A 16,136-nucleotide genomic window follows, 5' to 3' on the forward strand; every position below is an offset into this window, starting at 1 on the left:
AACGGTATTGTTAATACCGTTGTTTCACATGATATAAAACCTTTGAGGGGGCATGATATTTTAGCTGGTCGAGCCATTCCTGTAAAATGGCATTCACTTGCGCCGGAAATTAATTTAACTAAGGAACAATATGATGCCCGTCAAGCACTATGGGAAAAAGAAGGACCCCCCCCAAAAAAAAATGCATGCAGCTGTAAAACCCGGTTCCGTTCTTGTATTTGATAACGGAGGTGACACGCAAGCTGCCATTTTCGGCGAAATGAGCTGCACCATGGCTCGTGCACACGGTTGTGTCGGCGTAGTAAATAACGGTTTTACTCGTGATTGCCAGTATATTTTAAAAATGGAGAATTTCCCATACTATACAAGAGGTACAACGCCGAATGCATACGGCGGATGGCGTGTAGTTGCCGTCAACGAACCGATATATCTTCCCGGTCATCTCACTCATTACGTTATTGTGAATCCCGGTGATTTTATTTTCGGAGATGATGATGGTTTGCAAATTATCCCTGAACCATATGTCGACTCCGTTCTGTTAAAAGCAGAAGAAATATTAAGCTTTGAAAATCAGGAACGGAAAATGATAGCGGACGGTTTGCCGATAGAAGAAGTATACAAAAAATTCGGTGATCTGTAATAGATTTTTGCTTTAATAGCTGCTTTGCTTTGCGATTCTTTGCGTGCCGGCTTCATGGCAATCATTGCCACTGCCGACAAATAGGCGGTTTTGCTTTTATGCGAAATATAAGCCGATGTATCTCTAGGTACATCGGCTTGTGGCGAATTTTGTCAAGGCCGAAATATAGCTTTTATAATGCCGGATATCAGATATCATGTAAAATCTTGTAAACCAATGGCAATATGTAAGCTTTCCCTTGCAGTCCCCGGCCGGAAAGATCAACCTTCCCGCTCGGAGGGCGTATCTTCGGCGGGGCGGTAGACTATAGCCGTATTGCCTATAATTCTGACAAGGGATGCGGAGAGCGCTTCACAAAGTTTTTGAGACAGAATTTCTTTTTCTTCTTTAAAACTTATGAATTTAATTTTTATAAGCTCGTGGCAGGCGAGAGACTGATCGATCTTTTTGATTACGGCGTCGGTCAGCCCGTTTTGTCCTATTTGTACGACAGGCTTTACGGTTTGAGCCATACGGCTTAAAATTTTTCTTTGGCTGCTGTTCAGTTCGCTCATAAAAATCCTATAATCCTATATCCTACAATAGATGAATACCGGCTTTTTTGCATTCTTTTCGCATAGCGTCAGGCCAAGTGCTTACCTGCGTTTCTCCTATGTGCGCTTTTCGCAAAAAATACATGCAAAGGCGCGACTGCCCTATTCCGCCGCCGATGGTTTGGGTAAGGTTTCCTTTCAGGAGCTTTTTGTGAAAATCGAGTTTTGTCTTTTCCAAGCAGCCGCGCTCTTGCAGTTGAAGAAGAAGGCTTTCTGGGGAAACTCGAATTCCCATGGAAGACAGTTCGAACGCCGAGCCTAAGACAGGATTCCACACTATGATGTCTCCGTTTAAGCCGGTGTGCCCGTTTTCGTCTTCGGTTATCCAATCGTCGTAATCGGGCGCTCTGCCGTCATGTACGGTTCCGTCGGGCAGCTTTCCTCCGATTCCCGTTATAAAAACGGCGCCGTATTTTTTTGCGGCGTTTAATTCCCGCTGTTTCGGAGTGAGCGAAGGAAATTCTCTTTGCAAGTCGTCCGCATATAGAATTTTGATTTCTTCCGGCAGCACGGGTTTGATTTTAGGATAATGATCGTAAATGTAAAATTCGGTTCGCTTCAAACACCGGTATATCTTTGCCACTATTCCGTGTAAAAACGATAAATTCCTGTCGGCCTTATTCATCGCCATACACCAGTCCCACTGATCGACGTATAAGGAATGTATGGCGTCGAGATCTTCGTCGGGGCGAATGGCGTTCATGTCCGTGTAAATTCCGAATCCCGGAGATAATTTCATTTCCGTCACTTTGAGGCGCTTCCATTTTGCAAGCGATTGAACGATTTCAAGTTTTTCGTCGTTCATATCTTTAACGGGAAAAGAAACAGGCCGCTCGATACCGTTAAGGTCGTCGTTAAGACCTTTTCCCGATTTTACAAAAAGAGGAGCCGTAACGCGTTTTAAATTCAATTCGGTAGAGAGCGCAGTCTGAAAAAAGTTTTTTATCATTATGATGGCGTGTTCGGTTTCCGCAACGGAAAGCAGGGATTTATAGTTTTTGGGCAATGTAAAGTTTGACATCGTTACCTCGTAAATATTTTCTTATTTTAACGACAGAATGTTTATTCGTCCATAGCGGTTTTGCTTTTCTTCAGGGCAATTGCGGCGTCTTTTTCAGGATGGACGCGGCGCCTTAAGTGAGCGCGAAGAGTGAAGCTTTCGGCATACATAGTAAGGCGAAACTCGAGGGTTTCCGCACAGCGGCAGCCCTCTGCCTCGCTTTTCGCCGCCTTTTCGCGCCGAATTTACTTGTCTGAGAAAAAGATGTTGAGTAAATTTCAATATATAAGGTGAATTTTATGGAACAAAAAGAGAATATGCTCGATGCGGCTGTTATAGGAACGGGTCCGGCAGGAGTTTCTGCGGCGTTGACTTTAGCCGCACGTGGAAAGAGGTTTAAAATTTTCGGAAGCCCTGAGCTTAGTCCGAAAATTTCAAAGGCTCATGCGATAAATAATTATCCGGGATTATACGGAAAAACCGGCGCCCAAGTTGCCGAAGAATTTAGAAAGCATTTGGAATTTCTGAAAATCGAAATAACGGACGCGCGCATAACGAATATTTACGATATGACGGATCACTTTACTCTTTTGTCCGGACAGGAACAGTTTGAAGCAAGGACGATAATAATTGCTACCGGTGTGGATTTCGGCAAAGCGCTCCCCGGCGAAGAAAATTTTTTGGGACGGGGAGTGAGCTATTGCGCAACTTGCGACGGAATGCTTTACAAGGGAAAGACGACGGCCGTTATCGCTTATGCAAAATCGGAGGAAGCGGAAGCTGAGTTTTTGGCTTCGATATGCAAAAAGGTTTACTTTATACCTATGTATAAAGAAGACGTTTCTCTTGCCTTAAATTCCGTAATTGATATAATTAAAGACGTTCCCGAAGAAATAAAAGGACAATTAAAAGTGCAAAAACTTATTTTAAAAAAACAGGAACTGGAAACGGACTGTATTTTTATACTGAGGGAGAGCATTTCTCCTTCGGCGCTGTTGCAAGGCCTTAAATTGGACGGTACGCATATAGCCGTTGACAGAAATTGCAGAACGAACATACCGGGCTGTTTTGCCGCCGGAGACATTACGGGAATTCCGTATCAATATGCAAAGTCCGCAGGTGAAGGAAATGTAGCGGCCCTGGCGGCCGTATCTTATTTAAATGCAAAGGATAAAGTATGAAAAAGTTAAAAATAATCGCAGCAATTTGTTTATCGGTTTTGTCAATTTCATGTTCGAAGAGTAGTAAAACCGCCGGTGAAATTCAAAACACAAGCGTAAGAAAAATATACGTAGCGCATTCGCAGTCTTATATTCCCTACGCCTTTGTAAATGAAAAAAACGAATCCGACGGATTTGAAGTTGCGCTTTGGAAAGAAATAGACAAGCGCCTGAGCCAGTATGAGGTGGAATTTGTTCCCACGTCAAGCGAAGACCTTCTCATAGGCGTGGAAACGGGAAAGTACAATGTGGGCATAAAAGGAATTTGGTCTACGGAACAACGACGTCAAAAATACTTGTTCCCCAAAAATTATCTCGGAGCGAGCGTGATCGGTTTGACGTTCAGAAAAGAAAACGCAAACGTCATACACGACTTGGAAAGTTTTGCAGCCTTCAGCGGAAAACTTGTTCCCATATCTCCGCAATCGGCGCAATATGCGATCATTACCGACTTTAACGATAAGCACCCCGATAAACCTATTAAACTTATTCCGGCGGACGTCTTTGACATTCCCGAGTCTTATTCATGGGTTTTGGAGGGAAGATACGACGGTTTTTTTGACCTTCAGGTCGCTTATAAGCGCAATATAGAAGCCGAAAACGGATCTTATCATAAATATGCGGACAAGCTTTCTTATGTAGTATACGAAGCTGTTCCCACGTGGCCGCTGTTTTCCAAAAATGAAAAGCAGCTTGCCGACGACTATGACAAAACAATAGCTCAAATTTTTGCCGACGGTACATATGCTTTGCTTTCAAAAAGTTTTTTTGGAGAAGACGTATCAAAATACGTAAAAAAATAGTATCTTCAATTTATGCGGCCCTTTGACGTAAGTTATATTTGGAAATACATGGTGGTCCTTTTGCCGTTTATGAGGATCACCTTGCAGGTAACCTTACTTTCAACTTTTTTCGGGGCATTGTTCGGATCTTTTTTGGCTTTGGGAAGGCTTTCTTCTTCAAAACCTGCGCGTTTTTTGTCCGTTTTATACATACACGTTATAAGATGCACACCTTCGATCGTCTTATTGTTTATTGTTTTTTACGGGCTGCCTGCGCTTTATAAAGCCTTTACAGGTATCACGCTTCACGCCGGCAATACGGAAAGATTTTTTTCCGTAGTTACGGTTCTTTCGTTATTGTCCGCGGCATCCATGTGCGAACTTATAAGATCGGCGGTTTTGTCGGTAGACGACGGACAAAGGGAAGCGGCTTTTTGCTGCGGTATGTCCAAGATACAAACCGCTTTTCTCATAGTGATTCCTCAAGCTATTCCCGCCGCCATTCCGAATTTTTGTAATACCGTAACCGGTATTTTAAAACAAGGCGCACTCGCTTTTACCATAGGATTTATAGACATAATGGGGCAAACGCAGATAGTGATAAACCGCGCCTACGGAGCGCACGGGCTTGAAGCGTATATCGCGCTGGCTGTCATATATTGGACTGTAACGCTTATAATTGAAAAATTGCTGAACATTGCGGAAAAATATTTTTCTAAAGGAAGAAATTCTTTGGAAGCGGCGTCCGAAAGGGAGGATTCGTGGAACTGAATTTTCCTTTTTTAAAAAACACTTTTTTTGCCGTTCTTCACGGAATTCCGACGGCTTCGGCAATAACATTTTTTTCTTTAACGCTTGCCGCCGTTCCCGCTTTTTTTATGGCGCTGGCAAGAATTTATAAAATAAAGATACTTTCAAATCTGGTAAAAATTTACGTATCGTTTATACGCGGAACGCCGATGGTGATACAGATCCTTATCATATACAGTTTGCTGCCCAGCCTGATAAACCGAACTATATCGGCCTTAGGCCTGCCTGTGAGCGTGTTTGACATTGATCCGTTTTTTTATGCGATTGTCGTTTTTACGCTGCATTCGGCGGCGGCTTTTTCGGAGATTATAAGGTCTGCGATTTTGACTGTTGATCGCGGGCAAATGGACGCCTGCCTTGCGCTGGGAATGAAGCCGCTTAAGGCGTTCCGTCTGGTAATAGTTCCCCAGGCGGCGGTAAACGCCGTAGCAAACGTGGGAAACTTAACCGTAAATCTGTTTAAAGAGACGTCGCTTGCTTTTTTGATGACCGTAAAAGATATTACGGCTATAGCCAAAATAGAAGCGTCCTTCGGCTATAACTATATAGAAGCGTATCTTGACATATTTGCCGTTTATTTAGTGATCTGCTCGCTTTTTCAGTTCGCTTTTTATGTGTTGGAAAAAAAGGTTTTTGTAAGAAACTGACCGGGGACGGGAATATGGCAGGGAACGGTTTGCCGCCGCGGCTTCTCGGTATTATGCAAAGTTTGATCATCGCTGCCGCTAAATAGGCGCGGCGTCATTACGTGTTTTTACTGCCCCAAAACATGATCTTAAGCAGATTCTTAAAGCGCTCATTTTACGACGGATCGTCTTCAGTCCATATTTCAACAAGCCTTTTATCAAGAGAAGATATGATCGATCCGGGCTTAAATGAAATGTTTTTTTCAGTCAATCTGTCAAAGTATATGAATACACGGCTTAAAAAAAAGCCGATCCTTCCGGGAAGGTGCAGCTTAGGCGAAACGGCGAATTGGGACAAAAACACCATACCGCAAAGAAGCCCCGATCTGTGAAGACCGTTTTGCAGAGCGCCGTCCGTCACTGAAAATCCGCCTATTGAAAACATAACCCTGCCTGCAGGCGATAAAAGCGAAAAGAAAACTATTCCCGCAGTGATGATAACGGAAGGAAAAACAAGAATTTTTCCCTTTTTTAAAAGATTCAAGACAAAGAATAAAAAAACAAACGCCCACAGAATCTTTGAAGAGGGTAAAAATATAAAAAAAAGCAAAAGACACATCGAAAGAATGAAGAGAATTTCAGGGCGACAAACTTTGTTAAAAAAATATCCGGTGCGGCGAAAGACGGGATCAGGAAGCTTCATATCGGCCTCGTATAAGTGAAAACCACTTTGATTTTGACGTAAAAAATTCGGCAAAAATTCCTATAAGAACGCCGGTGACCAGTCCGCTTGCGAGCAGCACAGGAGCTATAAAACGCGTGTTTTTTCCGAAGATTATGAGCCGCGCAAGAGCGATTTGCGAAAGATTGTTTGCAAGGGATCCGGCGAGCGACAAGCCGATTACGGAAATATATTTTGATTTTTTTAAAACCGTATACAGGGCCAGCATGGTAATTCCGCTTGCAAAAGAACCCGCCGCTGAAAAAAGAAATATATATGAAAACAAGGTGCCCGAAACGAATCCCTGCGCAAGGATCTTAAGAAGGATCAAGAGCAGGACGTCCCGTTTTTTCAATACGGAAAGCGATAGTAAAACGGGCAAATTTGTGAGTCCCAGCCTCAAAAACGGCAAAGGCTTGGGAATTGCGTATTCTACGGCGGAAAGGAACATGCACAGCGCCGTAAAAAAAGAAATGAGCCGGACTTTATCATCGCGGGAATTGTAAGCCGTATCGGTCTGCATGAAAAACAGTCTAGCATAAAACGGCACGATTGTCTTGATAAGCGTAGTTCCTTAAACTGCCGTTTTATGGTAAAGTCTTGTCTATGTTCAAAACTTTCAATAAAAACAGAACCATTACCGGAATAGTTTTAGCCTTGATAAGCATATTTTTTTGGGGCATAACTTTCGTTTGCACGAAGTATTTATTGAGGACCTTTTCTTCTTTGGAAGTGCTGATTTTTCGTTTCTTTTTAGCTTACTGTATTTTATGGTGTATATATCCGCATCCTTATCCCTCTCAGAAAAAAAAGCACGAATTTTTGTTTGCTTTTGCGGGGCTTTTCGGTGTAACGGTCTATCAATTTATGGAAAACATTGCCATAGAATACACGTCCGCTTCAAATGTGAGCATAATAGTTTCGATTTGTCCGATTTTCACGGCGGTGATAGCGCAGATATTTTTACATGAAAAGCATCTGTCTTTTAAATTTTTTGCAGGTTTCGCTTTGGCGATCTGGGGAATTGCCATGGTAAGCTTTAACGGAAAAATCACGTCGGGCCTTAATCCTAAGGGGGACGTCCTTGCTCTTATAGCGTCGGTTTCGTGGGGTTTTTATTCTCTGTTTATGTCGAAGATAAACGAATTAGGGTACTCTTCCGTTCCTGCTACAAGAAAGATATTTTTTTACGCGCTGCTTTTTATGCTGCCCATCGCGTCGGCGCGGGTTATAGGAATCGGCACGGCGAGCATGGACGTTTCGCTTTCTCTTAAAATGAACGCATTAAGGTTTTCCGATCCGCTCAACTGGTTCGGTCTTTTATTTTTAGGCATTCTTGCTTCGGGATTTTGTTTTGTCGCATGGAGTATCGCCTGCCGTTTTTTAGGCACTGTGAGAACTACGGTCGGACTGTATCTCATACCCGTCGTAACCATAACGGTTGCGTTTTTTGCACTGCATGAGCCTATTACGGTTATGGGTTCGATCGGCGCGGCGCTTACCATAACGGGACTTTTCGTTTCCGAGTGGAAGGCAAAAACTAAGAGCAGTTAAGTTTCAATTAGCCGGTAGAAACTCGCCTGAAATCTTGAAAAAACGGTTAACGACGAGTTTCGGACAAAGCCGACGCTTATTGGACTATACGCTGCTCGAAACTTCGCGCTTACGCGCTCATTGCGGGGTAGGCGTCTCTACGGAAAGCGGCATTCATACTATAAAATCAGTTCCGAAAGCTTTACCATTATAGGCAGCGTGGCGACGCATACTGCGGAAGAAACCGAAACCAAAAGGCTGCTGTAAGATTCTTCTTTTCCGTAAAGAACGGAAAAACTGGCGATAGTCATTCCTACGGGACAGCTTGCGGCTATAAAGACAATCAAAATTATTTCTTTTTGTAAGTCCGAAAAGTCAAAGAAGTTTATTGTCAACTTGAGCAGGATCAGAAGCAAAACGGGAATTATAATCAGCCTGAAAACAACGACTCTTGCGACGCGGAAAAAAGGAGTTTTTTCGCCTTTTACCGGTTTTTTAAAATTTGCAAATAAAATCCCCAAAATGATCATGGAAACCGCGGTGTTAAGATCTCCGAAGAATTTTATCGTTTGATTCAATATTGACGGCAGCTGAAACGGCATTGCAAAAAGCAAAAAACCTAAAAGAATTGCAATGATGTTCGGATTAAAAAAAATCTGTCTTATGCCTATCTTGTGAGAGATCGTGTAAACTCCGTTTGTCCACAAGAACAAGTTAAACATGACTATGTATCCCATAAGGAAAAAAGTTCCGTGAGACCCGAGAATACCGTTTATGAGCGGAATGCCTATAAAACCTGCGTTGGAATAAACGAACGACATTTTATCGAGGCTGTCGCGGGTTTTTCCTATTGCGGTTTTTGAGTGAATAAAAACGGCTGCAATGACGACCATAAACAGCAAAACCACAAAGCTCACAGCCATAGAAAACCCGAAAGATTTTATTTTTTCCAAATCGTAGGGAATGTTGAAGGTATTTAAAATAAGACACGGTGAAATTACAAAAAGCAATAAGTTACTTAGATATCGAGACTCCGGTTCGCCGTATTTGTGTTTTTTCGAGAATACAAAGCTTACGGCAGCTATCAGCGTCATGATGGTAAGCTGTTCAGCAACTAGAAGATACATATAAAATCCTTACAAAGCAGTATGCGGAGAATTGCATTTTATCGGCTCATGAGCCGCAGATGCCTATAAGATTATACATTTTCTGAATATCAGTGTCAAAAAAAGAGCCGTCTAAAAAATTTAAACGGCTCTTATCTTAGTAAGAGATGACGCTCGGAAGCCATGTTGTAAGAACGGGAAACAAGCTTATTGCAAGTAAGACGATCACGTTGCAGACGATAAACGGCAGGGCTCCTTTAAAAATTTCAATGATAGGCATGCGGTTAATCTTATTACAAGCGTTTAGACACATACCTACGGGCGGCGTAACCAAACCGATAGCAAGACCCGTAATAATCATCGCGCCGAACTGTAAATCGCTTATACCTATTTCCTGCATAATAGGAAGCAAAATAGGCGTTAATAATAAGATGGCCGGTGAAACGTCGATAAACGTTCCGATTAAAAGGATAAGTACGTCAAAAAGCAAAGCATAACCCCAAACCGGAAGGTGCATGCTTAAGAAAAAACTTGCGATTGTAGACGGTACGTTTGCCATCGTTAAAAGCCATGTAAAGATTGTGGTAAAGCCTATGATGATCATCACGGAACTCGAAGAAATCAATGTCTTTTTTAAGGCGACTATGACGTCTTTTACCGTAAGTTCATGATAAACGAAGAACCCCAAGACAAGAGAATACAAAACGGCGATACCGGCGGATTCGCTTGCAGTACAAATTCCGAAACTTACAAACAGGACAATAACCAGCGGCATCAGTATTGCAGGAAGACCGAAAATTACGCTATGAACAAAATCTCTAAAGTTAAAAGGTTCTTTTTTGGGGTGATAGCCGTGTTTGACCGAAAGGACGTAAACCGTTGTCAGTTGCGAAAGCCCTATGAGAACTCCGGGAACCAGACCTGCGATAAACAGCTTTCCGACGGAAGCGCCCGAAATCATTGCGTAAACAAGCATCGGCACGCTGGGCGGGATTATCATTCCCATCGTGGACGACGCAACCGTAACGCCCGCCGCAAATTTCGGAGGATAGCCGCGCTGTTCCATAGCCGGAATTTCAATGGATCCCAGGGCGGAAGTATCCGCGACGGAAGATCCTGAAATTCCGCCGAAGATCATGCTTGCGATGACATTTACTTCGCCGAAACCGCCGTTAATGGGGCGTACCAAATACATGCTGAAATCCACGATTCTCTTTGTAATTCCGCCCGTATTCATGAGCTCTCCTGCAAGCATGAATAAAGGCATCGCTACCATAACAAAGCTGAAAACTCCGCCCCAAACTCTCTGAGGCAGCATTTGAAGAAAGTTCGGGTTAAACGAATTGATATATGTTAAACACGAAGCCCCGATTGAAAACGCAAGCGGCGTACCGAGAATGGCAAAAATGATCAGAAAGACTAAAAGAAATATCATTGCCATAGTAATCAGGCCTCCTTAGTTTTTTTACAAAACAAAGATTTTATAAATTCGATAAATTGCAAAATTACGACAATTAATGAAGTAAAACATCCGACGGGAATAATTCCATACAGCCATACGTACGGAATTTCCATTCCCGAAGAAATTTGATGACCGAATTTTATTGCATATCTGTAACCGAATTTCATCATTACAAATAAAACACAGATAGTGATTATAAAACTGATAAATTTGGATATTTTTTTTATAGAAGACGGAAACAGATTATAGAATGAATCGATCCAGACGTGTTCGTTTTCAACGAAGCAAACAGTCATTCCCCAAAATGTGGTAAACGCAAAAACCGTTGTTGTAAATTCTTCAAGTTCTTTAAACGAAAGGCTGAAAATGTAGCGGGCAAAAACGGAAAAAATAACACAGCCCGCCATCAAGGCGACGGAAAAAATTCCTATGCCTATAAAAACTTTATATACGGCAAAACGAATCTTTGTAAACATCTGTGCGCTCTCCTGATTTATTAGGTTAAAATCAAACCCTGCGCCGTCCAAAAGCTGAAGTTCTGGACAGGCTCCGGTTTGGAAAATCAATTTATTTTCCCGCAACTATAGCACGCATTTGGTCAAGTTCGCTTTGTGTCAACATTCCGGACGAAAGGTACTGTTTGTAGACGACTTCGGTCGCTTTTTTAAATTCGGCCATCTCTTCAGCAGTAGGAAAGTAAACTTCCGCATTCGCTTTAACCGTGTCAAGCGCGGATTGCTGCATATCGGCTATGGCCTTGTTGTTTACCTTAAAGCTTTCGTTAGCAGCTTCCTGAATGATTTTTTGATAATCGGCCGGAAGGGAATTCCACCATTCAAGGTTTACATAAAAAGGATCCGGATGGAATTGATAGTTAATGGCGGTAAAATATTTTTGCACTTCATAAAATTTCATACCCCTTACGTTTACCCACGGATTTTCCTGTCCGTCGGCGACGCCCGTTTTAAGAGCCATGTAAAGATCTGCGTAAGGAACGGCTACGGTAGAAGCTCCCATAGCTTTAAATGTCTTGTCGATTGTGTCCATGCCGTTTGTGCGCATTTTTAACCCCACGAGGTCTTTGGGGCTTTTAATCGGGCGCTTATTGTTTGAAAACTGTCGGAAGCCGCCGGCGTCGCAAAGCCCCAGGATGAGGACGCCGTCTTTTTGTGACCCTTTGCACATTTCGCGCGCAAGGTCGGAAGACATAAGGCGCGTAATCTGATCCGAATTTTCACAAAGGAAAGGAAGAGAGAAGACCAATAACTTGGGCAAAAAGTCCATCTGTCCGCCGCGGAAGCCCTGAATTACGCCCGAGCAAGCTTGCTCCAGCATTTCTTTTTCCGTTCCGAGCTGTCCTGCCGGATAAAGTTCTACTTTAACGCCACCGTTTGTTTTTTCTTCAACGATTTTTTTGAAAGCCGTAAGGGAAACATGGCGGGGGTTTTCTACCGGCTGCGCATGTCCTATCTGCATAGTGTAGACTTTGTTTTTTGCCGTTTTTTCCGTTTTTGCGGAATCGCTCGCTCCGTTAGAGAAAACAAGAGAAGTTACAGCTGCGGCAAGAAGCGTGAACCATAAAATTTTTTTCATAGCATTCCTCCTAAATAAAAAGCTTTGATAAATTTTATGGTACAACGGAAATTTCAATCTCACACTATAAAATATTGCGGAAAATCTATAAATTTTTGCTGAAAAGCGCGGGGTGTTTGAGGCGGGACAAAAATTTCCACTTTCGGCAAGGATTTGTCAGCTTTTGGGCAGATTCATCGCCCTGTATTGCATGGGAGAAACGCCTTCCAGTTTTTTAAATGTCCACGTAAAATAATTCGGATCGGAAAACCCGACTTGAGCGCTTATCTGCTTAACGCTGTCGTTTGTGCCGGACAGAAGCTTTTTTGAAATTTGTATGCGATGCGAAATAAGATAATCGATGACGGTAATGTCTTTGTAGGCTTTAAATATCCTGGACAGGTGAAATTTGCTGTAGCCGCAATGGTCGGATATATCGTTTAAACTTATTTTTTTTGAATAGTTGGTTTCTATATATGCGCAGACCTTTTTTACCATATCCGGTTCGTTTATTGTTACGCCGTCCGTATTGTCTTTTGTGACTTTTGCCGGGTTTATGTTTTTTTCATCGTCCAGGGTTTCTATTGTCTTTTTTAGACTTTCAATAAAGATTTGCTGCGATACGGGCTTGATCAGAAAATCCACTACGCCGAGATGAATGGCGTCGATGGCGTTGTCAATTTTGCTGAAAGCGGTTGAAACGATTACTTTTGAATGATTTTTTTGTTCGCGGATTATTTTTAAAGCTTCAAGCCCGGTCTTTCCCGGCATGTTTATATCAAGAATAATGATGTCGGGCTTTTCATTTAAAGCTTTGTCTACTATCATGTTTCCGTTTTCGGCTTCGATGATCTTGTTTATAGGAAGCTTCGCTTCTTCTATAAAAAGCTTTAGAGCTTCGCGTTCAAGTTCTTCATCGTCCGCCAAAAGAATACTGTACGTCATTTTTCTTCCTGCATAATTTTAAGTCTGATTTGGATCATTGTCCAAGATTCTTTTTCAGTTTTGCGGGTAAAAATGTCAAAAACTCTGCTGCCGCCTTTTTGCTCCGCGAATATTTCCAAACGTTTTTTTGTGTTTGCAAGTCCTATCCGCTTGGAACTTACGGGATCTGCATTAAGGGATTCGTTGAATTTTTCTTTTGACATTCCTATTCCGTTGTCAAATATCCTCAGCAAGGCGTAACCTTTCCGTCTTGAAACGGAAATGATGATTTTTCCTCCTTCTTCTTTAGGTTCAAGGCCGTGTATGATTGCGTTTTCTACGAGCGGCTGTAACGTCAACTTGGGCAAAAAAAGATTGCAAGCGGCTTCTTTTGAAACGTTTGACCTATATGTTATACGGTTGCCGAAGCGAAGTTTTTGAATCTTTATGTACTCTTCCGTAATTTCAAGCTCTTCCTGAAAAGACACGGGAGTTCCGCTTTCAGAAAGGCTGTACCTGAGCAAAAGCGAAAGAGATTCTATCATCTGCAGAGCGATTTCTTTTTTGTTTAAAGAAATTGTCCTGCTTATGCTGTTTAACGTATTGAATAAAAAATGAGGATTGGTTTGCGCCTGTAACGCTAAAAAAGTTGCCTGGCTGAGAAGTTTTTGATATTCGACGTTCTTTTTTACACCGTTGACCATATTGTTGAATGCCGTTATGAGAACTCCGACGGAATTTTTAGGATTTTTAACCGGAACTTGAATATCGAAATTGCCGGATGAAACGCATTGCGCCTGTTTTACGAGCAAAGACAGCGGTTTCGTCAAAGCCGAAGAAACATACCAATGAAACAGAATATCTACGGCGATAATGATAAAGATAAAAAACATCGTGTAGATTTTAAGGACTTTTATGTTGCGGATGATAGTTTCGGTTTTTTCCGAAGTGTTTGTGAGAGACAGTTTTAAAAGTTCGTCCGCATAGGACTGCAGATAAGTTTGTATTTTTTCAGAATAATACAGTCTGCCGTAGTAGTCGTAGTTTCCCATGTTATAAAAAAAAGAGGCCCGGCAGCCTTCGCTGAAATAAATGTTGTGAACTTTCCGCATGCTTTGCAGCAAAAAGTAGGATTCGTCGTCCTGAGATCTGTCGCTTAATTCAAGAATTATTTTATTTGTGAGCGCTATAGAATCGTTGTATTCCGAAAGCTGAGAGCGGTTTCCCGTTTTTAAATAGTTTAAAAGAGATCGTCTGCTCTTTGAAAAACACTCTTTCATTTCTTGAATCGAATAAAAATAAGAAAGCTGATTATTGTATGAATTTGAATACGAGTCAAAATAATGTTGATTTATCACGGTTGAAGCAAAATAAAAAACCATGATCCCTGCAAGGATGATGTTTATTTTTAAACCTACAGAAAAAACAAGCCTTTTGAAGATTTTTTTAACGTTCATTTTATAAAGTCCTCGTAAACGGTTTTTTCTTTTTTCAGCGCGGGAAGTTTATCTTCTAAAAATTGCTTTTGCCGATGAACATAATACTTACCGGCGTCTTCGGCGCATTTGATTAAAAGATCTTTGTCCGTACTCGAAAAATCCGAAAAAACTTCGGCGCTCATCACAAAAAGATCCGGGAGAGAAATATACGGCGTTATAAGAACATAGTTGATAAACGGATATTCGTCGCCGATCAAAAAATCGCAAAGAGCCGCTTCTCTTGCGTCCATGTAGCCGTTTATGAGAGAGCCGTATATGTCCGCCGATATTATATTTACAGGATCGGCTTCAAGTTTTTTTATTGCGGAAATTAAAACCCTGTTTTCAAAAATGCCTATTCGCCTTTGTTTTAGTTCCGCAACGGAAGATATAAGTGTGGAATCGCTGTAAAAACATCTTAAATCGGGATGCAGAGCTCCCAGGGGAATTAGTTTTTCGGCTTGACATTCGAAAGACAGGGAAGTTTGGTTTTCTTGAAAATAAGAAGCAATTTCTTCCGGCGAAGAGTACATTAGTTCTTGAAATTTTGAGGAAAAAGACTGAACTTTTTCAAGTAAAAAAGAAATATTAACGCGCCCTATGTCAATTCCCGCAAATTGTATTTGATCCAAAACTTCTTCTTGAGTACCGAGCTGACCGTTAAAATAAATTTTTATGTTTATTCTTTGGCCGCTTCTTTGTTTTACGATGTCCGCAAAATATGAGCTTGCTGCGGCGCTTGGATGCTCGGAAGGCATGGGTTCTGAAAATCTGAGAACAATCTGTTTGCCGTTTTCAACGGTTTCTTTTTTACAGGAAACAAATCCCATCAAGATAAAAGCGAATGACAGTGCGTAAAACAGCCGAATAAGTTTTTGCATTGTTTCAGTATATCATTCAAAAAGCCGCATTGACAAATGTCAAGTAAAATGTAATATTTATCATAATTGGTACTATATCCTCAATACTAAGTACCGCGGCAAATTACTGCTTGTAAAAGCAACGATAAAAGGACTTATAACTATGGCAACACGAAGAGGCCCTCGTTTTAAGGAATGTCGCCGATTGGGCGTAAACACATGCGGTCACCCTAAAGCTCTTGACAGAGCAAAAGATCCCGCTTTTCAGAAAAGACACAAGGAATCGGAATACGGCAGACAACTTATTGAAAAACAGAAGGTAAAAGCTTATTACGGAATTTTTGAAAAACAATTGCGTAACTATTATGACAAGGCAAAAATAAAAAAAGGACAAAGGACGGGCGACTTGCTTTTGATTACTCTGGAATGCCGTCTTGATAACCTTGTTTACCGCATAGGTTTTGCCAATTCCATCCGCATGGCTCGTCAGGTGGTAAACCACGGACACGTTCTTGTAAACGGGAAAAAAGTGGACATCCCTTCTTATTTGGTAAAAGAAGGAGACGTGATCTCTTTGCGGGAAAAATCGCAGAAGATCGAAACTTTTAAAACCAACTTTTTGGGAACGGCGCGTTTTAATCTTCCGTACATCGAAAGAGACGAAGAAAAGCTTAGCGGAAAATTGGCAAGAATGCCGCTGAGAGCGGAATTGCCGGTAGAAATAAACGATCAGCTGGTCATAGAATACTATTCCCGCTAATTATTATTTCTTATTTGAGCTTGAAAAGGCTGTCTTGAAGGCAAAAGAG

18 protein-coding genes are annotated in these 16,136 nt (G+C 41.7%); 7 read left to right on the forward strand and 11 right to left on the reverse strand.

The window, feature by feature from the left end; translation table 11 throughout:
- Nucleotides 1-130 precede the first annotated feature (130 nt).
- Entirely contained in the window at nucleotides 131-640 is a 510-nt protein-coding gene (locus HRI96_RS00235) for an RraA family protein (RefSeq protein WP_210117558.1), read from the forward strand.
- A gap of 260 nt (nucleotides 641-900) precedes the next feature.
- Here HRI96_RS00235 and HRI96_RS00240 read toward each other — a convergent pair whose 3' ends face one another.
- A complete protein-coding gene (locus tag HRI96_RS00240; RefSeq protein ID WP_210117559.1) occupies nucleotides 901-1,194 on the reverse strand; it encodes a YhbY family RNA-binding protein in 294 nt (97 codons plus the stop codon).
- 22 nt (nucleotides 1,195-1,216) lie between these two features.
- Nucleotides 1,217-2,254: an aspartate--ammonia ligase gene (gene asnA, locus HRI96_RS00245; RefSeq protein ID WP_210117560.1), complete on the reverse strand. Its 1,038-nt coding sequence runs from the start codon at nucleotides 2,252-2,254 to the stop codon at nucleotides 1,217-1,219.
- A 278-nt stretch (nucleotides 2,255-2,532) separates the two neighbouring features.
- Between asnA and HRI96_RS00250 the strand changes: the two genes are divergently transcribed.
- From HRI96_RS00250 to HRI96_RS00265, 4 genes are read left to right on the forward strand one after another with little or no spacing between them, the layout of a single operon-like run.
- The gene (locus tag HRI96_RS00250; RefSeq protein WP_256729249.1) at nucleotides 2,533-3,414 is read left to right on the forward strand and encodes an NAD(P)/FAD-dependent oxidoreductase; all 882 of its coding nucleotides are present in this window, start codon (nucleotides 2,533-2,535) and stop codon (nucleotides 3,412-3,414) included.
- Entirely contained in the window at nucleotides 3,411-4,256 is an 846-nt protein-coding gene (locus HRI96_RS00255) for a transporter substrate-binding domain-containing protein (protein ID WP_210117561.1), read from the forward strand. Before HRI96_RS00250 ends, HRI96_RS00255 begins: the two co-directional genes overlap by 4 nt.
- Nucleotides 4,257-4,268: 12 nt before the next feature.
- The gene (locus HRI96_RS00260) at nucleotides 4,269-5,006 is read left to right on the forward strand and encodes an amino acid ABC transporter permease (protein WP_210117562.1); all 738 of its coding nucleotides are present in this window, start codon (nucleotides 4,269-4,271) and stop codon (nucleotides 5,004-5,006) included.
- Entirely contained in the window at nucleotides 4,997-5,692 is a 696-nt protein-coding gene (locus tag HRI96_RS00265; protein WP_210117563.1) for an amino acid ABC transporter permease, read from the forward strand. Before HRI96_RS00260 ends, HRI96_RS00265 begins: the two co-directional genes overlap by 10 nt.
- 154 nt (nucleotides 5,693-5,846) lie before the next feature.
- Here the strand turns inward: HRI96_RS00265 and HRI96_RS00270 are convergent, their stop codons facing one another.
- A complete protein-coding gene (locus HRI96_RS00270) occupies nucleotides 5,847-6,374 on the reverse strand; it encodes a hypothetical protein (protein ID WP_210117564.1) in 528 nt (175 codons plus the stop codon).
- Nucleotides 6,361-6,915, reverse strand: coding sequence for a Gx transporter family protein (locus HRI96_RS00275; RefSeq protein ID WP_210117565.1), 555 nt, complete (start codon nucleotides 6,913-6,915; stop codon nucleotides 6,361-6,363). Before HRI96_RS00275 ends, HRI96_RS00270 begins: the two co-directional genes overlap by 14 nt.
- Nucleotides 6,916-6,998: 83 nt before the next feature.
- Here HRI96_RS00275 and HRI96_RS00280 point away from each other — a divergent pair, with 83 nt between their 5' ends.
- Entirely contained in the window at nucleotides 6,999-7,946 is a 948-nt protein-coding gene (locus HRI96_RS00280) for a DMT family transporter (RefSeq protein ID WP_210117566.1), read from the forward strand.
- A 158-nt stretch (nucleotides 7,947-8,104) separates the two neighbouring features.
- On the opposite strand, the gene HRI96_RS00285 is transcribed toward HRI96_RS00280, so the two are convergent.
- The 7 genes from HRI96_RS00285 to dctP all read right to left on the reverse strand — a co-directional run bounded on the left by HRI96_RS00285 (nucleotide 8,105) and on the right by dctP (nucleotide 15,348).
- Nucleotides 8,105-9,052 carry an AEC family transporter gene (locus HRI96_RS00285; RefSeq protein WP_210117567.1) on the reverse strand — a complete coding sequence of 316 codons (948 nt, stop codon included), beginning with the start codon at nucleotides 9,050-9,052 and terminating at the stop codon, nucleotides 8,105-8,107.
- 136 nt (nucleotides 9,053-9,188) lie between these two features.
- Nucleotides 9,189-10,472, reverse strand: coding sequence for a TRAP transporter large permease (locus tag HRI96_RS00290; RefSeq protein ID WP_210117568.1), 1,284 nt, complete (start codon nucleotides 10,470-10,472; stop codon nucleotides 9,189-9,191).
- Between the two features lie 5 nt (nucleotides 10,473-10,477).
- On the reverse strand, nucleotides 10,478-11,059 hold the full coding sequence (locus HRI96_RS00295; protein WP_210117569.1) for a TRAP transporter small permease: 582 nt from the start codon (nucleotides 11,057-11,059) through the stop codon (nucleotides 10,478-10,480).
- Between the two features lies 1 nt (nucleotide 11,060).
- Complete coding sequence (locus HRI96_RS00300; protein ID WP_210117570.1) at nucleotides 11,061-12,086, reverse strand: TRAP transporter substrate-binding protein; 1,026 nt, start codon at nucleotides 12,084-12,086, stop codon at nucleotides 11,061-11,063.
- A 156-nt stretch (nucleotides 12,087-12,242) separates the two neighbouring features.
- Entirely contained in the window at nucleotides 12,243-13,010 is a 768-nt protein-coding gene (locus HRI96_RS00305) for a response regulator transcription factor (protein ID WP_210117571.1), read from the reverse strand.
- Nucleotides 13,007-14,446 (reverse strand): sensor histidine kinase, encoded by a 1,440-nt coding sequence (locus tag HRI96_RS00310; protein ID WP_210117572.1) that lies wholly within the window; start codon nucleotides 14,444-14,446, stop codon nucleotides 13,007-13,009. The genes HRI96_RS00305 and HRI96_RS00310 overlap by 4 nt, the downstream gene beginning before the upstream one ends.
- Nucleotides 14,443-15,348, reverse strand: coding sequence for a TRAP transporter substrate-binding protein DctP (gene dctP / locus HRI96_RS00315; protein WP_210117573.1), 906 nt, complete (start codon nucleotides 15,346-15,348; stop codon nucleotides 14,443-14,445). The genes HRI96_RS00310 and dctP overlap by 4 nt, the downstream gene beginning before the upstream one ends.
- Before the next feature lie 142 nt (nucleotides 15,349-15,490).
- On the opposite strand from dctP, the gene rpsD reads away from it, so the two are divergent.
- Nucleotides 15,491-16,087 carry a 30S ribosomal protein S4 gene (gene rpsD, locus HRI96_RS00320; protein ID WP_210117574.1) on the forward strand — a complete coding sequence of 199 codons (597 nt, stop codon included), beginning with the start codon at nucleotides 15,491-15,493 and terminating at the stop codon, nucleotides 16,085-16,087.
- Nucleotides 16,088-16,136 lie beyond the last annotated feature (49 nt).

The sequence above is a fragment of the Treponema parvum genome, assembly GCF_017893945.1.
Lineage (GTDB): Bacteria > Spirochaetota > Spirochaetia > Treponematales > Treponemataceae > Treponema_D > Treponema_D parvum_A.